Genomic DNA, 21,565 nt, shown 5'->3' with positions numbered 1-21,565 from the left:
GTTATATCCTTATACTATTATTTTAAATTTTGCACTCTTTGTTCTTTACTCATAATATTAGTAATCCTTATTCCAAAGTTTTCATTAATAACTACTACTTCTCCTTGGGCTATGAGCTTTCCATTTACGTATATTTCTAGAGCTTCATCTGCTAATTTGTTTAGTTCTACTACAGATCCATTTCCAAATGAAAGTACTTCTTTGATTGTTTTTTTAGTTTTACCTAGTACTACACTAAATTCTAGCGGAACATCCATAATTAAATCTAGATTTCTAGGTGCTTTTCTTTCCTCTACTGTATCTGTTAATGGTGGAAAAGTTGGTTTTTGGACTGATACCTTTTCGACTTTTTCAGAAATTTGTTGGGGCTCATGTTTTTGTTCAGTGTTATTTGATTGTATCTCTGGTGGAGTATTGTTAACATTAGATTGTATCTCAGCTTGGGAACTATTAGTATCTCCCATCATAAGGGATATTATGTCTTCAACTGCATCTCTTGAAAACAACTGCATGATTTCACTTTGTATTAGTCCTTCTACAGTTAAATCAAAGGCTATTTTACATATATATTTTTCATTACTAATACTTTTGTATTCAGTATTATCTTCACTATCCCATAATTGAACATTAGGAGGTAAAATATCCACTTCTCTTCCTATCATTGTAGCCATAGAAGTTGATGCAGAGCCAATCATTTGATTCATGGCTTCTGAAACTGCACTTAATTCTAGTTCTGTTAAAGTATCATTGCCCCCCTTACCATCTCCACCCATCATCAAGTCGGCAATAATAGCAGCATCTTTTACATCTACCATTAAAAGGTTATTCCCTTTTAATCCATGTTTAAATTCAATATTGGCTACTACCTTTGGTATATTACAATCTTCTATTATCTTATCGAAGAGTATCCATGAAACTCTTGGTGTAGTTATTAATACCTGGCGATTTAGTATAGAAGATAGAGTTGTAGCAGCAGTTGACATGGATATATTTCCAACTTCACCTATTATATCTTTTTCTATTTCTCCCAATACGTATTCATCTTCTACCGGCAAGTCGTTACCTCCTCCTAGTAGAGCATCTATTTCTTCTTGGGATAAAAAATTTTCACTCATTGTTCAACATCCTCTTCTATGTATTGTAATACTTGTACTGCTATTTTTCCGTTAGATTCTCCAGGTTTTACTACATAATGCAATTTGTCCTCTACATACATTTTTAATGGATCTGTAGTTTTCATATCTAGTTGAAGAATATCGCCTACCTCTAGTTGTAGGAAATCGTCAACAGTTATAGATGATTTACCTAATGATACTTCTAAGTTCACAATTGACGTCATTAAACGTTGTGATAGTAAATCTTTGTTTTCTTCCCCTGTATCCTTTTCAAAATCAAACCAGCTTCTAATACTTAATTTATCTGTTATATTTTCAAATGAAACATAGGGTATACATATATTTATAAAACTATTACTTTCGAATACCTCTACACTGAAGCTTATCAATACTACTGGTTCATTTGGAGACATATTTTGTACTAACTGAGGATTTGTTTCTAGTGAATCTATCTCCGTCTCAATATCTATAATTTCACTCCAAGCAGATTCGAATGATTTTAATATACTCAAAACAATATCTTCTAAAATCCCTAGTTCTATGTCAGTAAATTTTTCTTTTTTTGTAGCACTTTTATTGGATTTACTCTCGGAACCACCACACATCAACTCAATAACTTGCAAACAAAATTGCGGGTTAATTTCCAGCACCTGGTTTCCATTTAATGGTTTTGAATGAAATATTCCCATTAAAGTTGGATTTGGTATAGAATGAATAAATTCATCATAACTAATCTGTTCAACTGCCCCAACTGCTATATTGACATTCGTACGTATCTGAGTTGAAAGTAGATTTGCAGAGATTTTTGAGAAATTTTCAAAAATCATATGCAATGTATTAATATATTCTTTTGAAAGTTTTATAGGCCTTCTAAAATCATAAGACCTAACTTTATTTTTCTCTTCTTCCTCTTTTATTGCGTCTGGATCAATTTCACCAGTGTTTAAAGCATTTAAAAGTGAATCTATCTCTTGTTGTGATAAAACTTGTTTCAATTATATCCCTCATTTTCAAGAAAGTAATACATCTATATCGATGATATTTACAATTCCTTCCTCCATATGTACAATTCCCAAGATTCCGTCAAAAACCTCACCGCTAACCTTTTGGATTTCTTTTTCATCAATGTCTATAACTTCATTGACATCTTTCACCATTAGGCCGACTTTATCCTCTTCATTATGTATTATTATAATATTATTATAACACCCATCATCACTTTGATGCAAAAGCTTACATAAATTCACTAATGTAACCACATTACCTCTTAAGTTTATAAGCCCTTCTACCCAATCTGGTGAATTAGGAACCATAGTGGAAGTTATTTTTTTACTTATTTCTTCTACTTTATCTGTTCTTATAGCGTAGTATTTATCACTTAATGTAAAAATAATAATTTGCATGATTTCACCCCATTATTTACTGGCTTTATTTAACGATTCAACAACTCTATCACTATCAAAAGGTTTTACTATAAAATCTACTGCACCAGCCTGTATTGCCTCCATAACCATAGATTGTTGACCCATCGCGCTACACATAATTACTTTCGCAGCAGAATTAATTTCCTTAATTCCTTTTAAAGCAGCTACACCATCCATCTCAGGCATAGTTATGTCCATAGTTACTAAATCAGGTTTTTCTGTCTTGTATTTTTCTATAGCCTCTACACCATTTTGTGCTTCACCTACTACATCATATCCGTTTTTTTCCAATATATCTTTTAACTTCATTCTCATAAAAATTGCGTCATCTACGATTAAGACTCTCTTCATGTTAATTTTCTCCTCTCAAACTCCTATAATTTTAAATAAATTTGATAATACACCTGGCTTTGGAACAAAATACAGTGCAGATTCTATTTTATCACCTTGATAGATAAATTGATTCTTAATTATCATAACATTTTCGTCGTATTGTTCTGATTCCATATATGCACTACTCAGTATAGCACCAAACATATCAACAGTGTACGATGGTACTGAAGAAATAAGGTTTATACTCATCATCTTCGATATTGCATTTAAATATGAAGTAACTATTATATTGACTAATTCCTTTATAGCTGAGGCACCTATCTCTTCAGTTAACTTAAAGTCATCAGGTAACATCATATCAATTAATTTAATTGATGCATCATCAGTAGTAATGAAAAGGAAAATTCCTTCTGCATCTCCAAACATCCTCATGATAACAGCATTAACCATCTCATCATCAGGCATTATTTTTTCGTATATTTCATTGTAATTAAGCACATCAATTGTCGGCACAGTCATATCAACACGTTTACTAATTAATTGAGATATACTTGTAGCAGCATTGCCTCCTCCGACATTCGCCAACTCTTTAATGATATCTAACTGTAATACAGTATAGTCATCCTTATTCAAGTTTACCGCCCGCCCCTTCATTACACAAGTTACCTACATCTAAGATAAGGGTGATATCTCCATTTCCAAGTATTGTTGCTCCTAAATATTCTCTCATATCGCTAAGTACTCCACTAAGTTTTTTAATCACTATTTCTTGTTGTCCGATTAAATCATCTACGAGAAGACCATAGTGTTGTTCTCCGAGTAATATTAGGATAATATGCATATTATCTCTAGTTGACTCTACACATAATTTTTCATTGACTCGAATTACAGGTATTGCTTTTTCTCTATACATGTACACTTCATTACTATGAGATTTTATGATTTCTTCTTGTTGCACTTTTACGACTTTTTCAATAATTCCTAATGGTAATGCGAAAGTTTCTTGACCAACAGTTACCATTAAAGCTTGAATAATTGATAGGGTAAGAGGTAACTTTATTACAAATGTTGTCCCTTTATCTACTTCACTATTTACTTCAATACTTCCGCCTAGACTTGATATCTTTTGTTTAACTACATCCATTCCAACGCCTCTACCTGAAACATTAGTTACATTTTTCACTGTAGAAAAGCCTTGATTAAATATTAATTGTACTAAATCTCTTTCTCCTAGGCCACGAGTATTTATGCCTTTTCTATTAGCACTTTCTCTAATAACTTCAGGGTTAATTCCTTTTCCATCGTCACTAACATTAATTACTACTTTATTACCCTCTTGATAAGCAGATAACTTTATTTTGCCAACCTTTGATTTTCCAAAAGCAAGTCTTTCACCTGCAGACTCGATACCATGGTCTGCAGCGTTTCTCATTAAATGGACTAATGGCTCGCCTAGCTCTGACACTACTGTTCTATCTAGCTCAGTCTCTTCGCCTTCTATGATAAGTTCTATTTCTTTATCAAGTTCTTGACTTAAATCTCTAATCATTCTAGGGAATCTATTAAAAACTACATTTACTGGTTGCATTCTGATTTTTAAAACTAAATCTTGTAATTCAGATGTTATTCTAGCTACATGTTCTAATGGTTCATTTATTTCTGTGGTTTTGTACTGATTACTTAAATCCTCTAATCGTGTCCTATAAATAACAAGCTCAGAGACTAGATTCATAAAACTATCTAATCTTGTTAAATCCACTCGTATAGATTGATTAATCTGGTGAACATTTCCTTTTTCTTCTTTCTTAGAACCTTCTTTTTTATTTGCCTTATTTTGCGATAATTCGGAAGGTGAGCTGACCTCTTCTTTTCCTTGAACTACCTCTTCTACTAGTGCCTCAGTAATAGCAATTTCGTCTTGTTCAACTTTTTCGATAATCACTGCTTCTATTTCTGCAATATCTTCTATGATTTCTTTAACATCTTCTTCCTGTAATTTGGTTAAGTAAATCAATTTAAAGACATCGTCAAAATCTCCTTCTTCTAATTTTTCAGCCGAAGGATCTGACTGCAATATATCTCCTTGTTGCTCCAATTTGTTGACTACTAGGTAGGATCTTGCACCTTTTAATAAGCAAGTCTTTGATAACCGAATTGCCAGATTAAAAGCATTATAACTTTTTTCATTAGCACTACGTATAACTCTAGAATCTGTATCGCTAATCTCGTCATTTGAGACACTAAAAGTAATTTCTTTTTCTACCACTACTGAATTACTATTACCATTAACCACATTATCTAATTTTTTCAAAAGATCCTGTATATTGTATTCAACTTCTTTTTCAATTCTTAAATCCTCTACAATCTCAGATAGCTTATCTAAACAACTGAAAATTAAACTAATAATATCAGTATTTATACTAGAAACTCCACTTCTAAAAAGTTCTAATACATTCTCCATACTGTGGGTTAATTCTGTCATAGTCTTATATCCCATAGTAGCTGCCATACCTTTTAGCGTATGAGCGGCACGAAATATTTCGTCTAATATACTCTTTTCTTGTGGATTTCTCTCTAGCTGTAGTAAGCAATCATTTAATGTTTGTAGATATTCATCAGTCTCTTCAAAAAATAAATCTCTGTATTTACTAGTATCGTCCATGAACTGACACCTCCTTGTATTATTAACTGCTATACTTTTTCATATATAAAAGTTGATAACTTTTTAAATCCGAGTTCTTTTGGATTGTATATACTCTCTGTTGCACCTGTGAAAAATATGCCACCTGGAACTAATGAGTCATGTATTTTTCTATAAATTTCATTTTTAGCATCATTCTTAAAGTAAATAGTTACGTTCCTACATATTACTGCATGAAATCCTTGTTCATATTTATCTAAAATTAAATCGTGTTTTTTGAATGCCACCATACTTTTTACACTGTCTTTAATTGAATAACTATCATCTTTAATTGAAAAATATTTATCTAAGTCGTTTTTACTAAGATTTTTAATCTCGTGTTCCCTAAACACTCCATTTTGAGCTTTTTTTAGTATTGTATCATCTATGTCTGTAGCAACAATTTTTTCTTTAATGGAAAAATTGTTTCTATCCAACATAATAGCTAAAGAGTATGGCTCTGCTCCTACAGAACACGCAGCACTCCATATCTTGATAGATTTGAACTTAGGTATTATTACATTTTTTATAACTAACTCAAATTCATCAAATATTTCTTTATTTCTAAAAAATTCCGTTACATTAATAGTTATATAATCCAGAAATATTCTTTTTATTTGCTGATCCTTGCTAATCAGCTCCGCATAATCTTTTAAATTTGTTGCACCAGAGCTTTTCATTACCGTTGTAATCCTTCTCTGTAATTGATTTTCTTTATATGCATCTAGTTCTATATTAAGTTTTGATTTTGCCCATTTATAAAAAAAATCAAAATCTTGTTCCATTTTCTCACCTTCATATGTTTAATAGTTATAAGTTGTTACTTATACCACACTTTTTATTGTGCAGAATCACCAATTACACGGTTTAGATTAGTTGATAAACCTTCTAAACTTAATATTTCGTCTACAACACCTTTTGCGACTGCACTGCCGGGCATCCCATAGACTACACAGGACGCTTCATTTTGCGCTAGATTATATCCCCCATTATTTTTAATAACCTTCATTCCCTCTGAACCATCTTTTCCCATACCAGTCATTATAATAGCTAGAAGTTTACTTTTATACACTTCCGAGGCAGTTTTGAACAAATGATCTACTGCAGGACGAACTCCATGAATCTTTTCATTTGTACTTAATCTAATTGTATTTCTGTCTATAATCATATGGAAATCTCCAGGTGCTAAGTATACTGTACCATTCTGTATTATCATACCATCTTTAGCCTCTACAACTTTTGCATTTGATTCACTGTCTAATCTATTCGCAAAAGAGGTTGTAAAACCTTTTGGCATATGTTGGACGATAAATATTGGTATATTCATTTTTCTTGGCAACTTACTTATTAAATGGACTAATGCCTTGGGTCCCCCTGTAGACGCACCAATCACAACTGCTTTAATCTCTTTAGTTATCTTAACATCCGGGATATTGAATCTTTGAACAGGTAGTGAATCTGTTTTTTTCTTTTTAAGTACAGACTTAATTTTCATCTCTAATTCTGTCTTAAGTTCTGATAAATTAGCCCTTAGATCTGTAGGTTTTTCAATGAAATCTACAGCCCCAACTTGCAATGCTTCAATCGTTATATCTGTTCCTGTATGTGAGCTAAGCATAATTACAGGTATATCATATTTTGCTTTTATTCTTTTTAATGTCTCAATTCCATTTAGCCTAGGCATTTCAACATCTAAAGTAATAATATCCGGCATCACTGTAGGGATTATATCAAGAGCGTCTAATCCATTTCTAGCAATACCTATTACTTCAACTCCGTCAAACTCTGCGACAATATCTGTTATAATCTTCCTCATAAAAGCTGAGTCGTCTACAATCAATAATCTTATGGGCATACAATTCCTCCTTTTCTAGCATTCTTTTATGTCATTACCCATTGGGTTCATATCTTTAGTCGGATTATAATTCTTAAGTTATTAGTCTGATAAAATAACTTTTACAGTTATATTTTGTGTCCTTATTATGAGTAATTCGCTTGTATTAATAATCTATTATAAAATTTGGATGTCCTTGTTTGCTGTTCTAATATTTATATCAAAAGTATCTAGATGCACTATCATTGTCCTACCTATCTTACCTCCAGTATGGCTTGCTAGTATAGGTATCCGAAGTTGTTTAAGAATTTTCTCTACTGCTATGACATTTCTCTCCCCAATGTTGCTGTTCATTTTTTTATCTGGAAAGTTAAACATACTTGCTCCACCAGCAATCTTAGCGACGAGGCATTTACTACATTTTATTTTTGCATTAATTTCATCAATCATCTTTGGTATCGCCAAATCAGCAAACTTTTCTGGTTTTATATCCCTATTAAAAAAAGTGCTATCTGGGAGCATTATATGACTCAGACCTCCAATTTTGCTAGTCCTATCGTAAATTGCAATACCCACACAAGACCCTAATCCTAGTGTAATTAATTTATCTGGAGCCTCCGATATTTGATAATCTGAGATACCTACTTTTATTTCTATCGACATAATCACCATCAATTCCTATTCGCTTATCTTTTATATGTATAACTATATTTTACAGTACCTAATTCTTAACACCTAATCATGATTTTAATAATGTTATTACGCCAGCAATAAGGAATCATGCGATTCTTATAATTCAGCATTTATGTTCAACTTTTTTCCTAATTGTTTCCTACTAACATCAATTCTCTTTCTTGATTTTCTTTGAATATTTGATCAGTATCAAGAACTATTGTAATATCTTCTTCACTCTTAATAAATCCACGTATATACTCCTTAGAAATCTGCGAATCGTTATTTTGTTCATATTGTTCCTCACTAAAACTATGAATACCTAAAATAGCATCTACTACTAATCCTATTTGCTTGCTTTTCCAAAGTATTACAACAATTTTCGCGTCTTCTTGATGAGATGATTGAATATTATATAATCTATTAGTTAAATCAATAATAGGTAGAATTTTATCATTATACTCGATTATTCCTAACAAATACTCTGAAGACTCAGGTATTTTTTTTGGTTGCTTGTACTCAATTATTCTCTCTATCTTTGAAATATCAAGGGCAAAATTCTGCTGATTATTTTCAAATACGATAAATTGCTCCATAATAATTCCTCCTCACACTCATTAATGATATATATATCGTGTAGATTCGTTTATTTATTAATATCATTTCGACATAATATTTAATATTATTAAATATTATTGCTAATATGAATTTATCGTTTGCAATCAAATGCTAAAGCGTTTAATATATAAACATGGATAGTTTTCAAGTTTAGAACCTTCATGTAGCTTGTAGCAAATTCATATATACGATAGAAAGGTTGTGAATCCATGAGGCTCGTTCCTATTAATTCTATTAAGGATGGAACTATTTTAGCAAAAACCATATACAATACAACTGGCATACCTTTGTTACGAGCTGGATATCCACTAAACGATAAATTAATTGTAAAAGCTATAAATAATGGCATTTCTTCATTATATATACAAGATTCTTACAGTGATGAAATTATTACAGATATAATAAGTCCTGAATTTAGGCAAAAAGCGGTACAAACCTTAAAAAACTCTTTCAAAGATATGCACCGAAAATCACTTAGTAAAGTAAATCCTACAAATAATTCATCAGATCCTCTTGCAAACATAGCAATATTAGCTAATGAAATTGTTGATAATATATTTACAAACAAAGATGTCGTTATTAATTTAGTAGATATTAAAACAATGGATGATTACACCTACCAACATTGTGTAAACACTGCTGTATTAGCAATCGTACTTGGAATAGAACTAGGTTATAAAAAAAAGCAATTGCAATCTATAGCAATAGGTGCTCTACTTCACGATTTTGGCAAAGTTTTTATACCTAAAACAGTTTTATTGAAACCTGGAAAATTATCAGATCAGGAATTTGATTTAATACGTAATCATCCAACTCTAGGGCATGATTACTTACATCAACACCTTTCTTTAGATCCTATTACTTTATCCATTATTTCAGAACATCATGAAAAAGTTGATGGTACAGGATATCCTAATAGACTAAACAGTAGAAGAATTTCGATATTTGCTAAAATAATAGCAGTATGTGATGTATATGATGCACTAACATCAGATAGATCCTATCGAAAAGCTATGTCCCCAAATGAAGCATTAGAACTTATTATGGGATCTTGTGGTATTGATTTTGATTTAGATATTGTCCGAGCCTTTATTAAAAGAATTGTGCCTTATCCAGTAGGTACACTAGTAAATTTAAGTAATCAGAGGATTGCAGTTATTAAAGAAATAAATCCTCACTGTGTATTGAGACCAATAGTAAAAGTGATAAATCACCATTGCAGTGAAATCACTTTCACAGAAGTAGACTTGTTGACACATACTACAGTTGTTATTGAAGGTATATACCGGGAAGATGATTTGAAACTCGAAAATATAATACAAATTTAGGTAGAGTAGCTACTCTACACTACTCCATAAACTTTGTCTTGAAACAGATACACCTACGGCTCCTGCTTTTAATGCGTTGACAATTTCTACAGAGTTTGTGATAAGACCCCCAGTTATAATGGGGGTCTCTATTTTATTTTTAATGGCTCTAATAACTTTAGGTGCAATACCTGGCAGTATTTCTATTGCATCAGGTTTTGTATTTTTAGCCATAGAAATTGCAGATGTTATAGATGTGGTGTCAATTAAAAACATTCTCTGTATAGTGTATAAACCTAATTTTTTTCCTGTCATAATTAAGTTTTTTCTGGTTGTTATTATCCCATGTGGATGACATTGATCCACCAAATACTCTAGTGCACTATTATCTTGTGACAAACCATTTATTAGATCAAAATGTACAAATGCATATTTATTAACAGCTTTAATTGCCTCAATTTTTTCTTTAAAATTGCTAATATTAGACTCTAATAGAAAAATCACATTAACTTCACTACATAATGCATCTTCTAACTGTTTATCACTTCTACAGGCTGGTATGATAGGCGATTTACTAAGTAAATTACTAATACTTTCCATAGCTATATCACACATTAAATCTAAATAAGATTACATCACCATCTTTTACCACATAATCTTTACCTTCTATACGAGTCCATCCAAGTTCCTTAGATTTTACATCCGAACCTGCTTCTAATAGTCTATCAAAAGGAGTTATCTCCGCTCTAATAAAACCACGTTCGAAATCAGTATGAATTTTTCCTGCAGCTTGTGGCGCCTTTGTTCCTTCCGTTATCGTCCATGCTCTAACTTCTTTAGGCCCAGCTGTTATATAGGTAATTAAACCTAGCAAGATATAACCTGACTTTATTACTTTATCTAAACCAGACTCACTTAGACCCAATTCACTTAAAAACTCTTCTTTCTCTTCATTATCCAACTGTGAAATTTCTTCTTCAATTTTTGCACATATCTTAATGACTTCTGCATCTTCTTTATTAGCATGTGTTTTTAATTCTTCTACTAGATCATTATCTTCTTCACCAAGTTCTTCTTCTGCTACATTTGCAATATAAAGTACTGGCTTGGTAGTTAGTAATTGGAGTGTTTTAATAAATTCCCATTCTTCATCAGTAAAATATACCCGTGAAGCAAACTTTCCTTCTTCTAGTATATTTTTAACTTTTTCAAGTATCGTTAGTTCTGCTGTATCATTTTTGCTCCCAGACCTAGCATTCTTTGAAGTCCTTTGTATTCTTCTTTCTATCACTTCAATATCAGCAAATGCCAACTCTAGATTAATTGTTTCAATATCACGTAATGGCCCTATCTTTCCTTCCACATGTATAATATTTGTATCTTCAAAACAGCGTACAACATGAGCGATTGCGTCCACTTCACGTATATGCGCTAAAAACTTATTTCCCAGACCTTCTCCCTTGCTAGCACCTTTAACTAATCCGGCAATATCGAAGAATTCTATTGCTGTAGGAATAACTTTTTGGGAATTATACAGTGAAGCTAATTTATCTAAACGTTCATCTGGAACAGATACTACTCCTACATTAGGTTCAATTGTACAAAACGGGTAATTTGCAGATTGAGCTCCTGCTTTTGTTATTGCATTAAACAAAGTACTTTTTCCTACATTCGGTAATCCAACTATTCCAATCTTCATTTATTACTTCCTCTCATGTATAGATAGAATATATTATACAACAAATAGCTGCTAAAGAATAGCAGCTATTTGTGATGTTACAGTTTGGTTAGCTAATTGACTGGAGTTTTACTCTCATATGCAAATTATCAGTGCGTAATTTGCTATTATACTTAACCCAAAATAGCTGAATTTACTTTGGTAGCAAAGATTTACAGTGTTAGCACAGACTCGTCACCTTCGATAATTTTTAGTATTTGTTGTTCTTTCCCTGTTTTTGCATTAACATAAATTATATACATCTCATTTTTATAAGTTCCTTTGAACTCATAACATAACACTTCAGTTTCAAACTCTGTAGGAATTAATGCAAGTCTTTCACTAGTTACTTCAAGTCTAGTACTCAAGTTTTCTTTTGCATCCTCTAAAGTGATTTCAGCTTCTTCGATTTTTCGATTATGATGTGCCATGTGGAAACCTTGAGCTTCAAGTCCTAAGACCTCTCCATCATCTAAAGCTATTTGAATTTTAATTAGGTCTGCATATACTACCACATCATCCTGTGAATATGCATAATTAAATACTCCTGTATTTGAATACTTTTCATGATAGGTATTTACCATATCTACATACCCTATCTCTTTTAGATAGTCATCTGCTTTCTTTTGTGCTTCCTCCATTGAAATTTTTTGTTCGTCTGGAAGCCTATTTTTCATAAATTTAAGCACATTTCCACCATTTTCTGAAATTTCTATATATCCATTTTCCTCTTTGTCTTTAAGATTCAAATTGTACATAAAAGTAGTAATTACACCTTCACTTTTCTCAGAACTCTCTATACTCTCAATTTCATCACCCATAAACTCTTTTACTTTTTCTTCGCCATCTTCTTTAGTAACTTTATCCCCTTTTAAACCTTTTGGCTTAATATCTTCAATATGATCTGAAAATGGTCCATCGTAAATCAATTTTGGATAATCTACCATTTCCTTATCGACGGCAGTAAAACCTTTAGTCACCAAATTATCTGATGCTTCATCTAATTGTTCTCGTGCTTGATTTATATCATCTGAACTAAACTTTACTTCTCCTTGTTGTATCTGCTCATTCATTGTATTTAACTGCTGTAATAAATAGGTACTGCTATTCTTTAGCCTTTCTAAGTCTGCCTGTTGATCGTCGTTCAACTTTTTACCATTCATATTAATCTTCGCCATGGCATATGAAAAATTACTTAATTTATTTAAAAATGTCTCTGTATCTTTCAGCACTCTATGACCTAATGGTAACCTGCTCAAGTAATTCTGGGCTAAATCAGATTGTCTCCATACGTCTGAGAGTAACTCAATAGACATGGAATCTGAGGAACTAATCATAGCTTTTGACATATTTGTTTCAATGTTTTTTACAGTAGTTAATAGTGCTTGAAAATTATACTGATAGGTATTCTCTAATTGAGTTCTATAAACAGTTTTATCCTCGTTTTGCTGAAATCCTATAAACCCTGCCACAGCTAAGGCTACTACTAGAACTCCAATTATCACATTTTTACTCATATTACACCTCCTTTACTTGCAAAACACGTGTTTGCCAATCCTATTAATTATAGGTCTCGATAATATCCATTGGTTTGTAGAAGTGACTGGGTTATAATAATAAATTGCTCCCCCTGAAGGATCCCAACCTGCCATTGCATCATTAGCAGCTTTAATAGATGACTGTCTTGGTTCTAAATATATTTGACCATCTGAAACTGCATCAAATGCTCCAGGCTGATAAATAACTCCACTTATACTATTTGGAAAAGATGCATTTTTCACTCTGTTTAGAATAACAGCAGCGACTGCTACTTGCCCTTCATAAGGCTCTCCTCTCGCTTCACCATTAATACATTGAGCTAGTAGATATGCCTCACTCCTAGTCCCACCAGCGGTTTGTGTCCTATTGGTAGTCTTTTTAGCCGGGCTTGATATTAAATTACTTAAACCTAAAGCTTCTAAAGTCTTAGATCCACAAACTCCATCTGGAGTTAAACCGTGTTTTCTCTGAAAACTCTTTACTGCTTCTTCTGTTCTCCACCCAAAATGACCATCTATATTATAGTCATAATAACCCCAATCTTTAAGATTTCTTTGGACTTTCCCAACCGCATCAGGGTCACTACCGTAATATATAACCCTTTCTTGAGCAAAAACTGCATTTTCAAAAGTTGTCAAAAACATAATCATTACAAACATTATAGTTAAAAATAAAATATATCTCTTTTTATTTTTAATTATCATTATAAAACCCTCCTGCAAATTTTGCGAACTACCGATGTAATTTGGTAATCATTATAAAGATAGTTCGAATTTTCTAAGGTTATTTTATGTTTTATTGCTTTTATTATACAAAATTTTCTGAATTATATTAGAACCTAAAAAAGCGCCTTCGACACTTTCATAAGGAACCCTATGTTCTTTTTATTTTTTTTACCCTAATAGCCCTCCTAAGTATAATAAGGGTACATCGCAAATACTTAATAGTGTGTAATTTTTTATTAACTAAGTTTATCATGATAGTTAGTTTGTAAATGTAGATCAGTATGGCTCAAATTATAGTGGTAATTATATATAGTAAAGCCATATTAAAAACCCTAGCTTTCATCTAGGGTTTTTAATATGGCTTTTTCGATTATATATTCTAGTCTTTCTATATTACCTGTAAGATATAAGTACCCAAGTAATGCCTCAAAACCTGAAGACATCTTATAATCAATTAATTGTGTATTCTTAGGAACAGTTTTGGGACTAGCATTTCTACCACGTTTAACAACCTTCAATTCTTCCTCATCTAGTTGATCCATAATAGATATAACAGCTTCACACTGAGCAGTTGCTCTAACAAATTTAACACATTTTTTATTTAACTCATTAACTTTGCTTGTATAATTCATAATTAAGTACTTTCTAATGTATATTTCATATACTGCATCACCTATATATGCTAAAGTTAAAGGATTCATCATTTTAACTTCTAAAGGCGAACTTTGTTTTGAAAAGCTATTTTTAATATTGTTCATTGAACACGCTTCCACTTCACACCATCTCTAGTATCTTCTAATATAATTCCCTTTTCTTTAAGTTCATCTCTTATTAAATCAGACATGGCAAAATCTTTGTTTATTCTCGCTATTTGTCTTCTCTCAATCATTTCTTCAATTTCCACATCTAGCAGTTTCTCTTTGTTTTTACTAACAACTCCAAGAACATTAGTTAGTTCATTAAATATACTTATACACTCCTCTAAAGATTTCCTATTAGTACTTTCATCGATACTTGAATTAATTTCTTTTGATAATTCAAATAAAACTGCTAATGCTTCCGCAGTATTTAGATCGTCATCCATAGATTCTTTAAATGACTTCTTGTACTTTGAAAGGCTTATAACCCAATCTTCAATTTTTCCTTCATTATCTACATTTCGATTGTTTTCTAATAAAAACAACAAATTATCTCTAGTATTATACAACCTACTTAATGCTGTATTAGCCTGTTTTAGTAAGTCTTTGCTAAAGTTTATGGGATTTCTATATTGTGCACTTAATATAAAGAACCTTACCACTTCCAAATCGATTTCCTGGGAAATATCTCGAATTGTGAAGAAATTACCTTTTGATTTAGACATTTTTTCATTATTTATATTAATATATCCATTGTGAATCCAATAATTTGCAAAAGGTTTATTCGTAGTCCCTTCAGATTGGGCTATCTCATTTTCATGATGGGGAAAAATTAAATCTTGTCCTCCACCATGTATGTCTATAGTATCACCTAAGAATTTTCTACTCATAGCTGAGCATTCAATATGCCAACCAGGCCTTCCTTTACCCCATGGACTATCCCATGAGAGTTCACCAGATTTTTCTTTTTTCCAAAGGGCGAAATCCAGTGGGTCTTCTTTTTCTGTATTTATCAGTATTCTTCCACTTGCACCGTTTTCTAAATCTTTAGTAGCTTGTTTTGACAGCTTACCATAACTCTTGAATTTAGCAACTCGATAGTACACATTTCCATCAACATCGTAAGCTAATCCATTTTCTATTAGTTTTTCTATCATATTAATAATGGCATCAATATTCTCGCTTACTTTTGGATGAGCAGTAGCACGATTAACTCCTAGTCCATCTGCATCGACAAAATATTCTTTTATATATTTTTCTGAAACTTCTGTAGGCGATATCCCTTCTTCAAATGCTTTATTAATAATTTTATCATCAACATCAGTGAAATTTTGTATATACTCTACCTTATATCCTATATATTCAAAATAACGCCTTAGGACATCAAATACAATAAAGGGTCGCGCATTACCGATGTGGAAAAAATTGTAGACAGTAGGACCACACACATACATTTTTACATGCTTTTCATTTATTGGTATAAATTCTTCTTTTCTTTGTTTTAAAGTATTATATAATCTCATTTTATTCTCCTTAAATCCTTCTGACTATACATAGCTACACACTTACTCTTTTACTAGCAATACTACTACTTGGCTAGCAATTCCTTCTTCTCTTCCTGTAAATCCTAAACCTTCTTCTGTAGTTGCTTTTATGTTAATATCTTCTAACGACGATCTCAGTATATTAGCTATATTTTTTTTCATACCTTCAATATATGGAGCCATCTTTGGCCTCTGTGCAATGATTACTCCATCTAAATTTTGAATTTTATACCCTTTAGATTTTAAAATTTTATAAACCTCATCTAATAAGAGTAAACTATCAATATTCTTGTACTTATTATCCGTATCAGGAAAATGTTTACCTATATCACCTAATCCTAAAGCACCTATTATAGCATCCATAATAGCATGAATCAAGACATCTGCATCGGAATGTCCTAAAAGTCCTTTTTCATATGGTATTTTTACCCCACCAATAATTAAATTGCGACCTTTAGTTAATTCGTGCACATCATAACCTATCCCTATTTTCATATTTACTCTCCAATGTATCATTAGTTTCAGTGTGTTTGATAATTAATCTTTAAACTCCTTGTACACTCTAAAGGGTTTTGAAACTACTCGATATGGCAAACTTCTTAAAAATCCAGTTAAATCTTTCTCCATTTCTTTTGTCATCCGAACGGGTTTAGTAAACACTCTATGAATAAATTCTTCCTTAAAATGCTTTTGCACATAATCTTGATCTATTTTAACTTCTACACCACAATTTGTACATTTAATTTGATTTATTTGATTGTTTTTATAGTGTATTTTATGATTGGTTTCTTTATCACAGTGAATACAAAACAAATAGGCATCCATATTAGAATTTGGCATACATAAACTCCTTTTATATTTCTTTGCTCCAATTATAACATATTTCTATAGCCTAGCCTAGTGGGATTGGTATTTAGCTACTAATAGTAGTTTTAGATCGACATATGACAATATTTTTATACGAATCTATAAAAAGTACACTTGTTTCTTTAAATACATATTTTGTATTTTGCATTCTGAAAGTACTTTATATTCACTTTTTACATACTATTCTAATAATATAGAGAAATGCATTAATTGGAGGGTTTTTATATGAGTATTAGTAATATTGCTAGATCTTTAGGAAAAGAATTGATAAGTACAAAAGAATATAAAATAATGAAAGATAAGAAAGAAAAGCTTTTCTCTCATTCAAAATTAGGTCAACACGCAAAGAGATATGAAACAAAACAATTGAATATAATGAATATGAAAGTTCCACCCAATAAAAAACAATCTTTACTATCAAATCTTACCGTAGAATATAAAACACTACTATCTACAAACGAAATGAAAGAATACCTTGCATCTATTACAGAATTTCAAAAACGAACTTTTTTAATGTTTGATACACTACATAGGGAATTAAATAAAACTATAAATGGATAGATATTTAATTTAAGGACTTCCTAATACATAAAAATGCTCGAAGGTGAATATTTCTCTTCGAACATTTTTAATATCATTATATATTTTCTAGTAATAAATCATAATTAATACATTGGTGGGTATCCATCATATGTGTTATTATCCATACAATTACAACCTTTGCCTGATGCGGGGTACATCCCCATCCCATAATTACTCTGTAACATTTGCATAAAAAATATACTCATCATATAACACACAGTTGCAACACAATTAATAGCTCCCATACAGTTACCATCTTGCATATAATTATATCCGTTCATATAGTCCATTCCCTGCATTGGCCCCATTCCTTGCATTGGTCCCATTCCCTGCATTGGCCCCATTCCTTGCATTGGATCCATTCCTTGCATTGGATCCATTCCTTGCATTGGTCCCATTCCTTGCATTGGTCCCATTCCTTGCATTGGTCCCATTCCTTGCATTGGGGCTGTATTATACATATCTTGCATATAATTGGCATTATACATATCCATGCCATTATTGTACATAGGATCAATATCTCCCATATCTTGCATCAGGTTTTGCATTCCTTGCATAGAATTAATCCCTTGTAGACCTTCAATATCTACAACGGTAGGTACATAATCTATCTCACTGTTAATATCTTTTTTTTCCAAAGTTTTCACCTCCATCTTAGAAACCTTTAATAATAATATACGTAAGATGGAGTTTTATGTGATTGAGAAATAGATATATTTACATAGAAAATAAAATCTAGGCATGTGCTAGATTTTATTTTTATTAATTAGCTAAATAATATGTAACATTTCAAGTGCTTTTTTAAACCCAAAATTATCATTAGTGTCTGTCACAAAATCAGATTTTCTTTTAATATCACCATGAGCATTGCCCATAGACACACTACATCCTGAATATTCAAACATGCTAATGTCGTTCCCACTATCACCGATACTCATAATATTTTTACTTGGTATCCCAAAGTACTCTGCTACCTTTTTCACTGCATTTCCCTTATTTACTTTTTTTCCAGTAAGTTCAACATAATAGTCTTCTGGTATGACTATATTAAAAATATCATAATCTAATTCTCTATATATTTCTTTAATCCTATTGTTTTTATCAAATATATCAAATTTAATTATATTATTCATATCCTCAAAATTTTTAATTTCACTTATATCATGAAACATTTCTTTTTCCAATACAAACTCGTTGTTAACCATGCTATTACTCTTGTAAAATAAATCAAAAACATCAAAAGTCCGGTAAAAATAACTGCATTTCTGTGTAGTAATCTGATAAATTAAATCAATTTCTTGACATTTATTGGCATATTCAAATATTTTATTTTTATCTAAATTGAATGATTCTATCGTATCTTCATAAGAAACAATTGCACCATTGCTTCCCGCAATACAAGGTTCTAAATCAATAGAAGCTGCATATGATATAGCAGATTCAAATGTTCTTCCAGTAGAAAACATTATTTTAATACCTTTATCCTGGAGTTTATATAAAGCTTCTATATTTTCTTGAGGAATTAACTTTTCACTATTTAGTAAAGTCCCGTCCATATCTGTAGATATCAATTGATAATCCATAAAACCTCCTGTGTTACATATATTAATTACTTTCTCTATATTATAACATCAAATATACCCTAATCTCTGATTGTCAAAAAATCCACATTAGTATAACGATTACAAATTAAAATTCCTATAAAGTACCCGCTTGTCAGCTTTAGCCTTTACAAATCTTATTCGTAAAAAGGCTATCCCTTTAAACTGACTCTTGTCTACTTGGCAAGGGTCAGTTCACTTAAGAGATAGCCTTTTCCCTACTTTTTCGGCAAATGAATAGCTTCACCCAATGCATCATGTGCAGCTTCCATAATTGTTTCAGATACTGTTGGGTGTGCGTGTATAGTATCAACTAATTCTTCCAACGTTCCTTCTAACTTCATTATAATAGCTGCTTCTCCAATAATTTCAGTAGCACTTGGTCCGATAATGTGTACTCCTAAAATCTCTCCATATTTCTTTTCAGCAATTACTTTTGTAAAACCTTCTGTTTCTCCCATCGCTAATGCTTTACCACTTGCAATCATTGGAAATTTACCTACAAATATGTCGCCATATTTATTTCTAGCTTCATCTTCTGTCATACCAATAGCACTAATTTCTGGAATAGTATATATGCAACTAGGTACTATATTGTAATCCATCTTCTTAGCTTTACCCATAGCATTCTCCGCTGCTTTAATACCTTGAGCAGATGCAACATGAGCTAATTGTATTTTACCAGTTACATCGCCAATAGCGTATATATCTTTTACTGAAGTCTCTAAATATTCATTCACTTCAACTACTTTATCCATATTGAGATTTAATTCTTCTAAACCTTCAAGGCAAGCTTTTCTTCCAATAGAAACCAGTACCTTATTTGCCTTTAGTTCAACAGTCTTTTCTCCAGAAACAGATACTATATATTCATCTCCATTTCTCTCAACTTTCTCAACTTTCACAGATGTCATAACATCTACACCTGATTTAGTTAAAGAGTTTTTTAGAGATGTAGAAATGTCAGCATCCATATTAGGAAGTAACCTTGGTAGCATTTCAACTATAGTTACTTTGCTTCCAAATGAACTAAATATAGTAGCAAACTCGCACCCAATTACACCTCCACCGATAATAATCAATTCTTTAGGAACATCTTTTAAGTCTAGTATTTCTGTACTAGTAAGAATTCCTGAATCATCCAATCCTGGAATAGGTGGAACTAACGGAGTAGCACCAGTTGCAATTATTAATTTAGAAAACGATACTACCTGACCTTCATCACGTCCACTTTTTATGTGAACAGTTTTATCAGTTTTTACTTGTCCCATTCCCTTGTATACCTTAATATCATGAGATTTTAAAATCCCAGTAATACCACCCACTAATTTACTTACAACATTGTCTTTATTTTTCACTACTTTGACCATATCAATTACAGGTTCTTGCACCATAACACCCATTGACTCTGCTTGTTTAATACTATGAATAATATCTGCACTCTTAATAAGTGTCTTAGTTGGAATGCATCCTACATTTAAACAAGTACCTCCAAGAGATTGTTTCTCAATAAGAGCAACTTTAGCTCCTAAACTAGCAGCTCTAATTGCAGCTACATAACCTCCAGGTCCTCCCCCAAGCACCACTACATCATAATTACTGTCGCCAACTACTTTCCTTTTCACTGCATCTTCATTAGATTCCACTGCTTGTGGATCAGATTCTTTTTCAGTAGATTGTGACTTATCATTAATTACTTCACCTTGATCTCCTATATAACCAATTACAGTAAATACAGGTAACACGTCCCCTTCAGACGCAGTTATTTTCAAGATTGTTCCAGGAACCTCAGCTTCAACCTCCATATTTACTTTGTCAGTTAAAATTTCTAAAATCGGCTCTCCAACAGATACTTGATCCCCTTCTTGTTTCAACCATTTTATGACCGTACCCTCTTCCATATCCATACCAGCCTTAGGCATAATTATTTCAGTTGCCATCCAAACACCTCCACTTCCCCAGCAAGCTAGGGTTTTTAGTTAGTCTTTTATCTTTTATCTTTTATCTTTTGTCTTTGTGTCTTTGTGTCTTTGTGTCTTTGTATCTTTGTATCTTTGTATCTTTGTATCTTTGTATCTTTGTATCTTTGTATCTTTGTATCTTTGTATCTTTGTATCTTTGTATCTTTGTATCTTTGTTTGTCTTTAAATAACAAAGAACAAAGCACAACAATATATACAGTATTTTTAAAACACTGAGCAAACGGTAGCTTCGCTAAATTCAAAGAAGGAGAAGATAAACGTTAAGAATTTTTGACTGTTTGAGCGTAGCGAGTTTCAAAAATTTAGTTTATCTTCGAGTTCTATCACACAGTCTGCGAGAGCGTGTTTGCGTTTGTTATAAAAATACGCTAACCTACACCATGCATG

The 21,565-nt window shown here is 31.8% G+C and carries 24 protein-coding genes; 2 read left to right on the top strand and 22 right to left on the bottom strand.

Annotated features, from left to right (window positions below; all coding sequences use genetic code 11):
* Positions 1-17 precede the first annotated feature (17 nt).
* The 10 genes from fliY to GC105_RS02990 all read right to left on the bottom strand — a co-directional run bounded on the left by fliY (position 18) and on the right by GC105_RS02990 (position 8,654).
* Complete coding sequence (fliY, locus tag GC105_RS03035) at positions 18-1,115, bottom strand: flagellar motor switch phosphatase FliY (RefSeq protein WP_152801566.1); 1,098 nt, start codon at positions 1,113-1,115, stop codon at positions 18-20.
* Complete coding sequence (gene fliM, locus GC105_RS03030) at positions 1,112-2,110, bottom strand: flagellar motor switch protein FliM (RefSeq protein WP_152801564.1); 999 nt, start codon at positions 2,108-2,110, stop codon at positions 1,112-1,114. Before fliM ends, fliY begins: the two co-directional genes overlap by 4 nt.
* 15 nt (positions 2,111-2,125) lie before the next feature.
* Complete coding sequence (locus GC105_RS03025) at positions 2,126-2,518, bottom strand: chemotaxis protein CheW (protein ID WP_152801562.1); 393 nt, start codon at positions 2,516-2,518, stop codon at positions 2,126-2,128.
* A 12-nt stretch (positions 2,519-2,530) separates the two neighbouring features.
* A complete protein-coding gene (locus GC105_RS03020; RefSeq protein ID WP_152801560.1) occupies positions 2,531-2,890 on the bottom strand; it encodes a response regulator in 360 nt (119 codons plus the stop codon).
* A gap of 15 nt (positions 2,891-2,905) precedes the next feature.
* Positions 2,906-3,505: a chemotaxis protein CheC gene (locus GC105_RS03015; RefSeq protein WP_207706929.1), complete on the bottom strand. Its 600-nt coding sequence runs from the start codon at positions 3,503-3,505 to the stop codon at positions 2,906-2,908.
* Entirely contained in the window at positions 3,498-5,534 is a 2,037-nt protein-coding gene (locus tag GC105_RS03010) for a chemotaxis protein CheA (protein WP_152801557.1), read from the bottom strand. Before GC105_RS03010 ends, GC105_RS03015 begins: the two co-directional genes overlap by 8 nt.
* Before the next feature lie 29 nt (positions 5,535-5,563).
* A complete protein-coding gene (locus GC105_RS03005) occupies positions 5,564-6,337 on the bottom strand; it encodes a CheR family methyltransferase (RefSeq protein ID WP_152801555.1) in 774 nt (257 codons plus the stop codon).
* A gap of 53 nt (positions 6,338-6,390) precedes the next feature.
* Entirely contained in the window at positions 6,391-7,407 is a 1,017-nt protein-coding gene (locus GC105_RS03000) for a protein-glutamate methylesterase/protein-glutamine glutaminase (protein ID WP_152801553.1), read from the bottom strand.
* Positions 7,408-7,563: 156 nt separating this feature from the next.
* Positions 7,564-8,052 carry a chemotaxis protein CheD gene (locus GC105_RS02995; RefSeq protein WP_425481515.1) on the bottom strand — a complete coding sequence of 163 codons (489 nt, stop codon included), beginning with the start codon at positions 8,050-8,052 and terminating at the stop codon, positions 7,564-7,566.
* Positions 8,053-8,207: 155 nt separating this feature from the next.
* Positions 8,208-8,654, bottom strand: a complete 447-nt coding sequence (locus GC105_RS02990; protein ID WP_152801549.1) for a chemotaxis protein CheW — start codon at positions 8,652-8,654, stop codon at positions 8,208-8,210.
* A gap of 231 nt (positions 8,655-8,885) precedes the next feature.
* On the opposite strand from GC105_RS02990, the gene GC105_RS02985 reads away from it, so the two are divergent.
* Positions 8,886-10,004 (top strand): HD-GYP domain-containing protein, encoded by a 1,119-nt coding sequence (locus tag GC105_RS02985; RefSeq protein WP_152801547.1) that lies wholly within the window; start codon positions 8,886-8,888, stop codon positions 10,002-10,004.
* 9 nt (positions 10,005-10,013) lie between these two features.
* On the opposite strand, the gene GC105_RS02980 is transcribed toward GC105_RS02985, so the two are convergent.
* From GC105_RS02980 to GC105_RS02945, 8 genes are all read right to left on the bottom strand, one after another.
* A complete protein-coding gene (locus GC105_RS02980) occupies positions 10,014-10,583 on the bottom strand; it encodes a glycerol-3-phosphate responsive antiterminator (protein ID WP_207706928.1) in 570 nt (189 codons plus the stop codon).
* 7 nt (positions 10,584-10,590) lie between these two features.
* Positions 10,591-11,682 (bottom strand): redox-regulated ATPase YchF, encoded by a 1,092-nt coding sequence (ychF, locus tag GC105_RS02975; RefSeq protein ID WP_152801543.1) that lies wholly within the window; start codon positions 11,680-11,682, stop codon positions 10,591-10,593.
* A gap of 191 nt (positions 11,683-11,873) precedes the next feature.
* Complete coding sequence (ypeB, locus tag GC105_RS02970) at positions 11,874-13,217, bottom strand: germination protein YpeB (protein ID WP_152801541.1); 1,344 nt, start codon at positions 13,215-13,217, stop codon at positions 11,874-11,876.
* Between the two features lie 12 nt (positions 13,218-13,229).
* Positions 13,230-13,943, bottom strand: a complete 714-nt coding sequence (gene sleB, locus GC105_RS02965) for a spore cortex-lytic enzyme (RefSeq protein WP_152801539.1) — start codon at positions 13,941-13,943, stop codon at positions 13,230-13,232.
* A gap of 353 nt (positions 13,944-14,296) precedes the next feature.
* Entirely contained in the window at positions 14,297-14,722 is a 426-nt protein-coding gene (locus tag GC105_RS02960; protein WP_152801537.1) for a Mini-ribonuclease 3, read from the bottom strand.
* The gene (gene cysS / locus GC105_RS02955) at positions 14,719-16,125 is read right to left on the bottom strand and encodes a cysteine--tRNA ligase (RefSeq protein WP_152801535.1); all 1,407 of its coding nucleotides are present in this window, start codon (positions 16,123-16,125) and stop codon (positions 14,719-14,721) included. The genes GC105_RS02960 and cysS overlap by 4 nt, the downstream gene beginning before the upstream one ends.
* A gap of 42 nt (positions 16,126-16,167) precedes the next feature.
* On the bottom strand, positions 16,168-16,641 hold the full coding sequence (gene ispF / locus GC105_RS02950; RefSeq protein ID WP_152801533.1) for a 2-C-methyl-D-erythritol 2,4-cyclodiphosphate synthase: 474 nt from the start codon (positions 16,639-16,641) through the stop codon (positions 16,168-16,170).
* 42 nt (positions 16,642-16,683) lie between these two features.
* Positions 16,684-16,986, bottom strand: coding sequence for a bh protein (locus GC105_RS02945; protein ID WP_152801531.1), 303 nt, complete (start codon positions 16,984-16,986; stop codon positions 16,684-16,686).
* Between the two features lie 252 nt (positions 16,987-17,238).
* Here GC105_RS02945 and GC105_RS02940 point away from each other — a divergent pair, with 252 nt between their 5' ends.
* Positions 17,239-17,574, top strand: coding sequence for a YlbF family regulator (locus tag GC105_RS02940; protein ID WP_152801529.1), 336 nt, complete (start codon positions 17,239-17,241; stop codon positions 17,572-17,574).
* Between the two features lie 104 nt (positions 17,575-17,678).
* Here the strand turns inward: GC105_RS02940 and GC105_RS16785 are convergent, their stop codons facing one another.
* The 4 genes from GC105_RS16785 to GC105_RS16780 all read right to left on the bottom strand — a co-directional run bounded on the left by GC105_RS16785 (position 17,679) and on the right by GC105_RS16780 (position 21,420).
* The gene (locus GC105_RS16785; protein WP_193708263.1) at positions 17,679-18,233 is read right to left on the bottom strand and encodes a hypothetical protein; all 555 of its coding nucleotides are present in this window, start codon (positions 18,231-18,233) and stop codon (positions 17,679-17,681) included.
* A gap of 132 nt (positions 18,234-18,365) precedes the next feature.
* Positions 18,366-19,178: a Cof-type HAD-IIB family hydrolase gene (locus GC105_RS02930; RefSeq protein WP_152801527.1), complete on the bottom strand. Its 813-nt coding sequence runs from the start codon at positions 19,176-19,178 to the stop codon at positions 18,366-18,368.
* A gap of 236 nt (positions 19,179-19,414) precedes the next feature.
* Complete coding sequence (gene lpdA, locus GC105_RS02925) at positions 19,415-21,136, bottom strand: dihydrolipoyl dehydrogenase (RefSeq protein WP_152801525.1); 1,722 nt, start codon at positions 21,134-21,136, stop codon at positions 19,415-19,417.
* A gap of 47 nt (positions 21,137-21,183) precedes the next feature.
* Entirely contained in the window at positions 21,184-21,420 is a 237-nt protein-coding gene (locus tag GC105_RS16780; RefSeq protein ID WP_207706927.1) for a hypothetical protein, read from the bottom strand.
* Positions 21,421-21,565: the final 145 nt, after the last annotated feature.

It is taken from the genome of Alkalibaculum sporogenes (assembly GCF_009362815.1).
In the GTDB taxonomy this organism is placed as follows: Bacteria; Bacillota; Clostridia; order Eubacteriales; family Alkalibacteraceae; genus Alkalibaculum_A; species Alkalibaculum_A sporogenes.
This window is presented reverse-complemented; position numbering and strand designations above follow the sequence as displayed.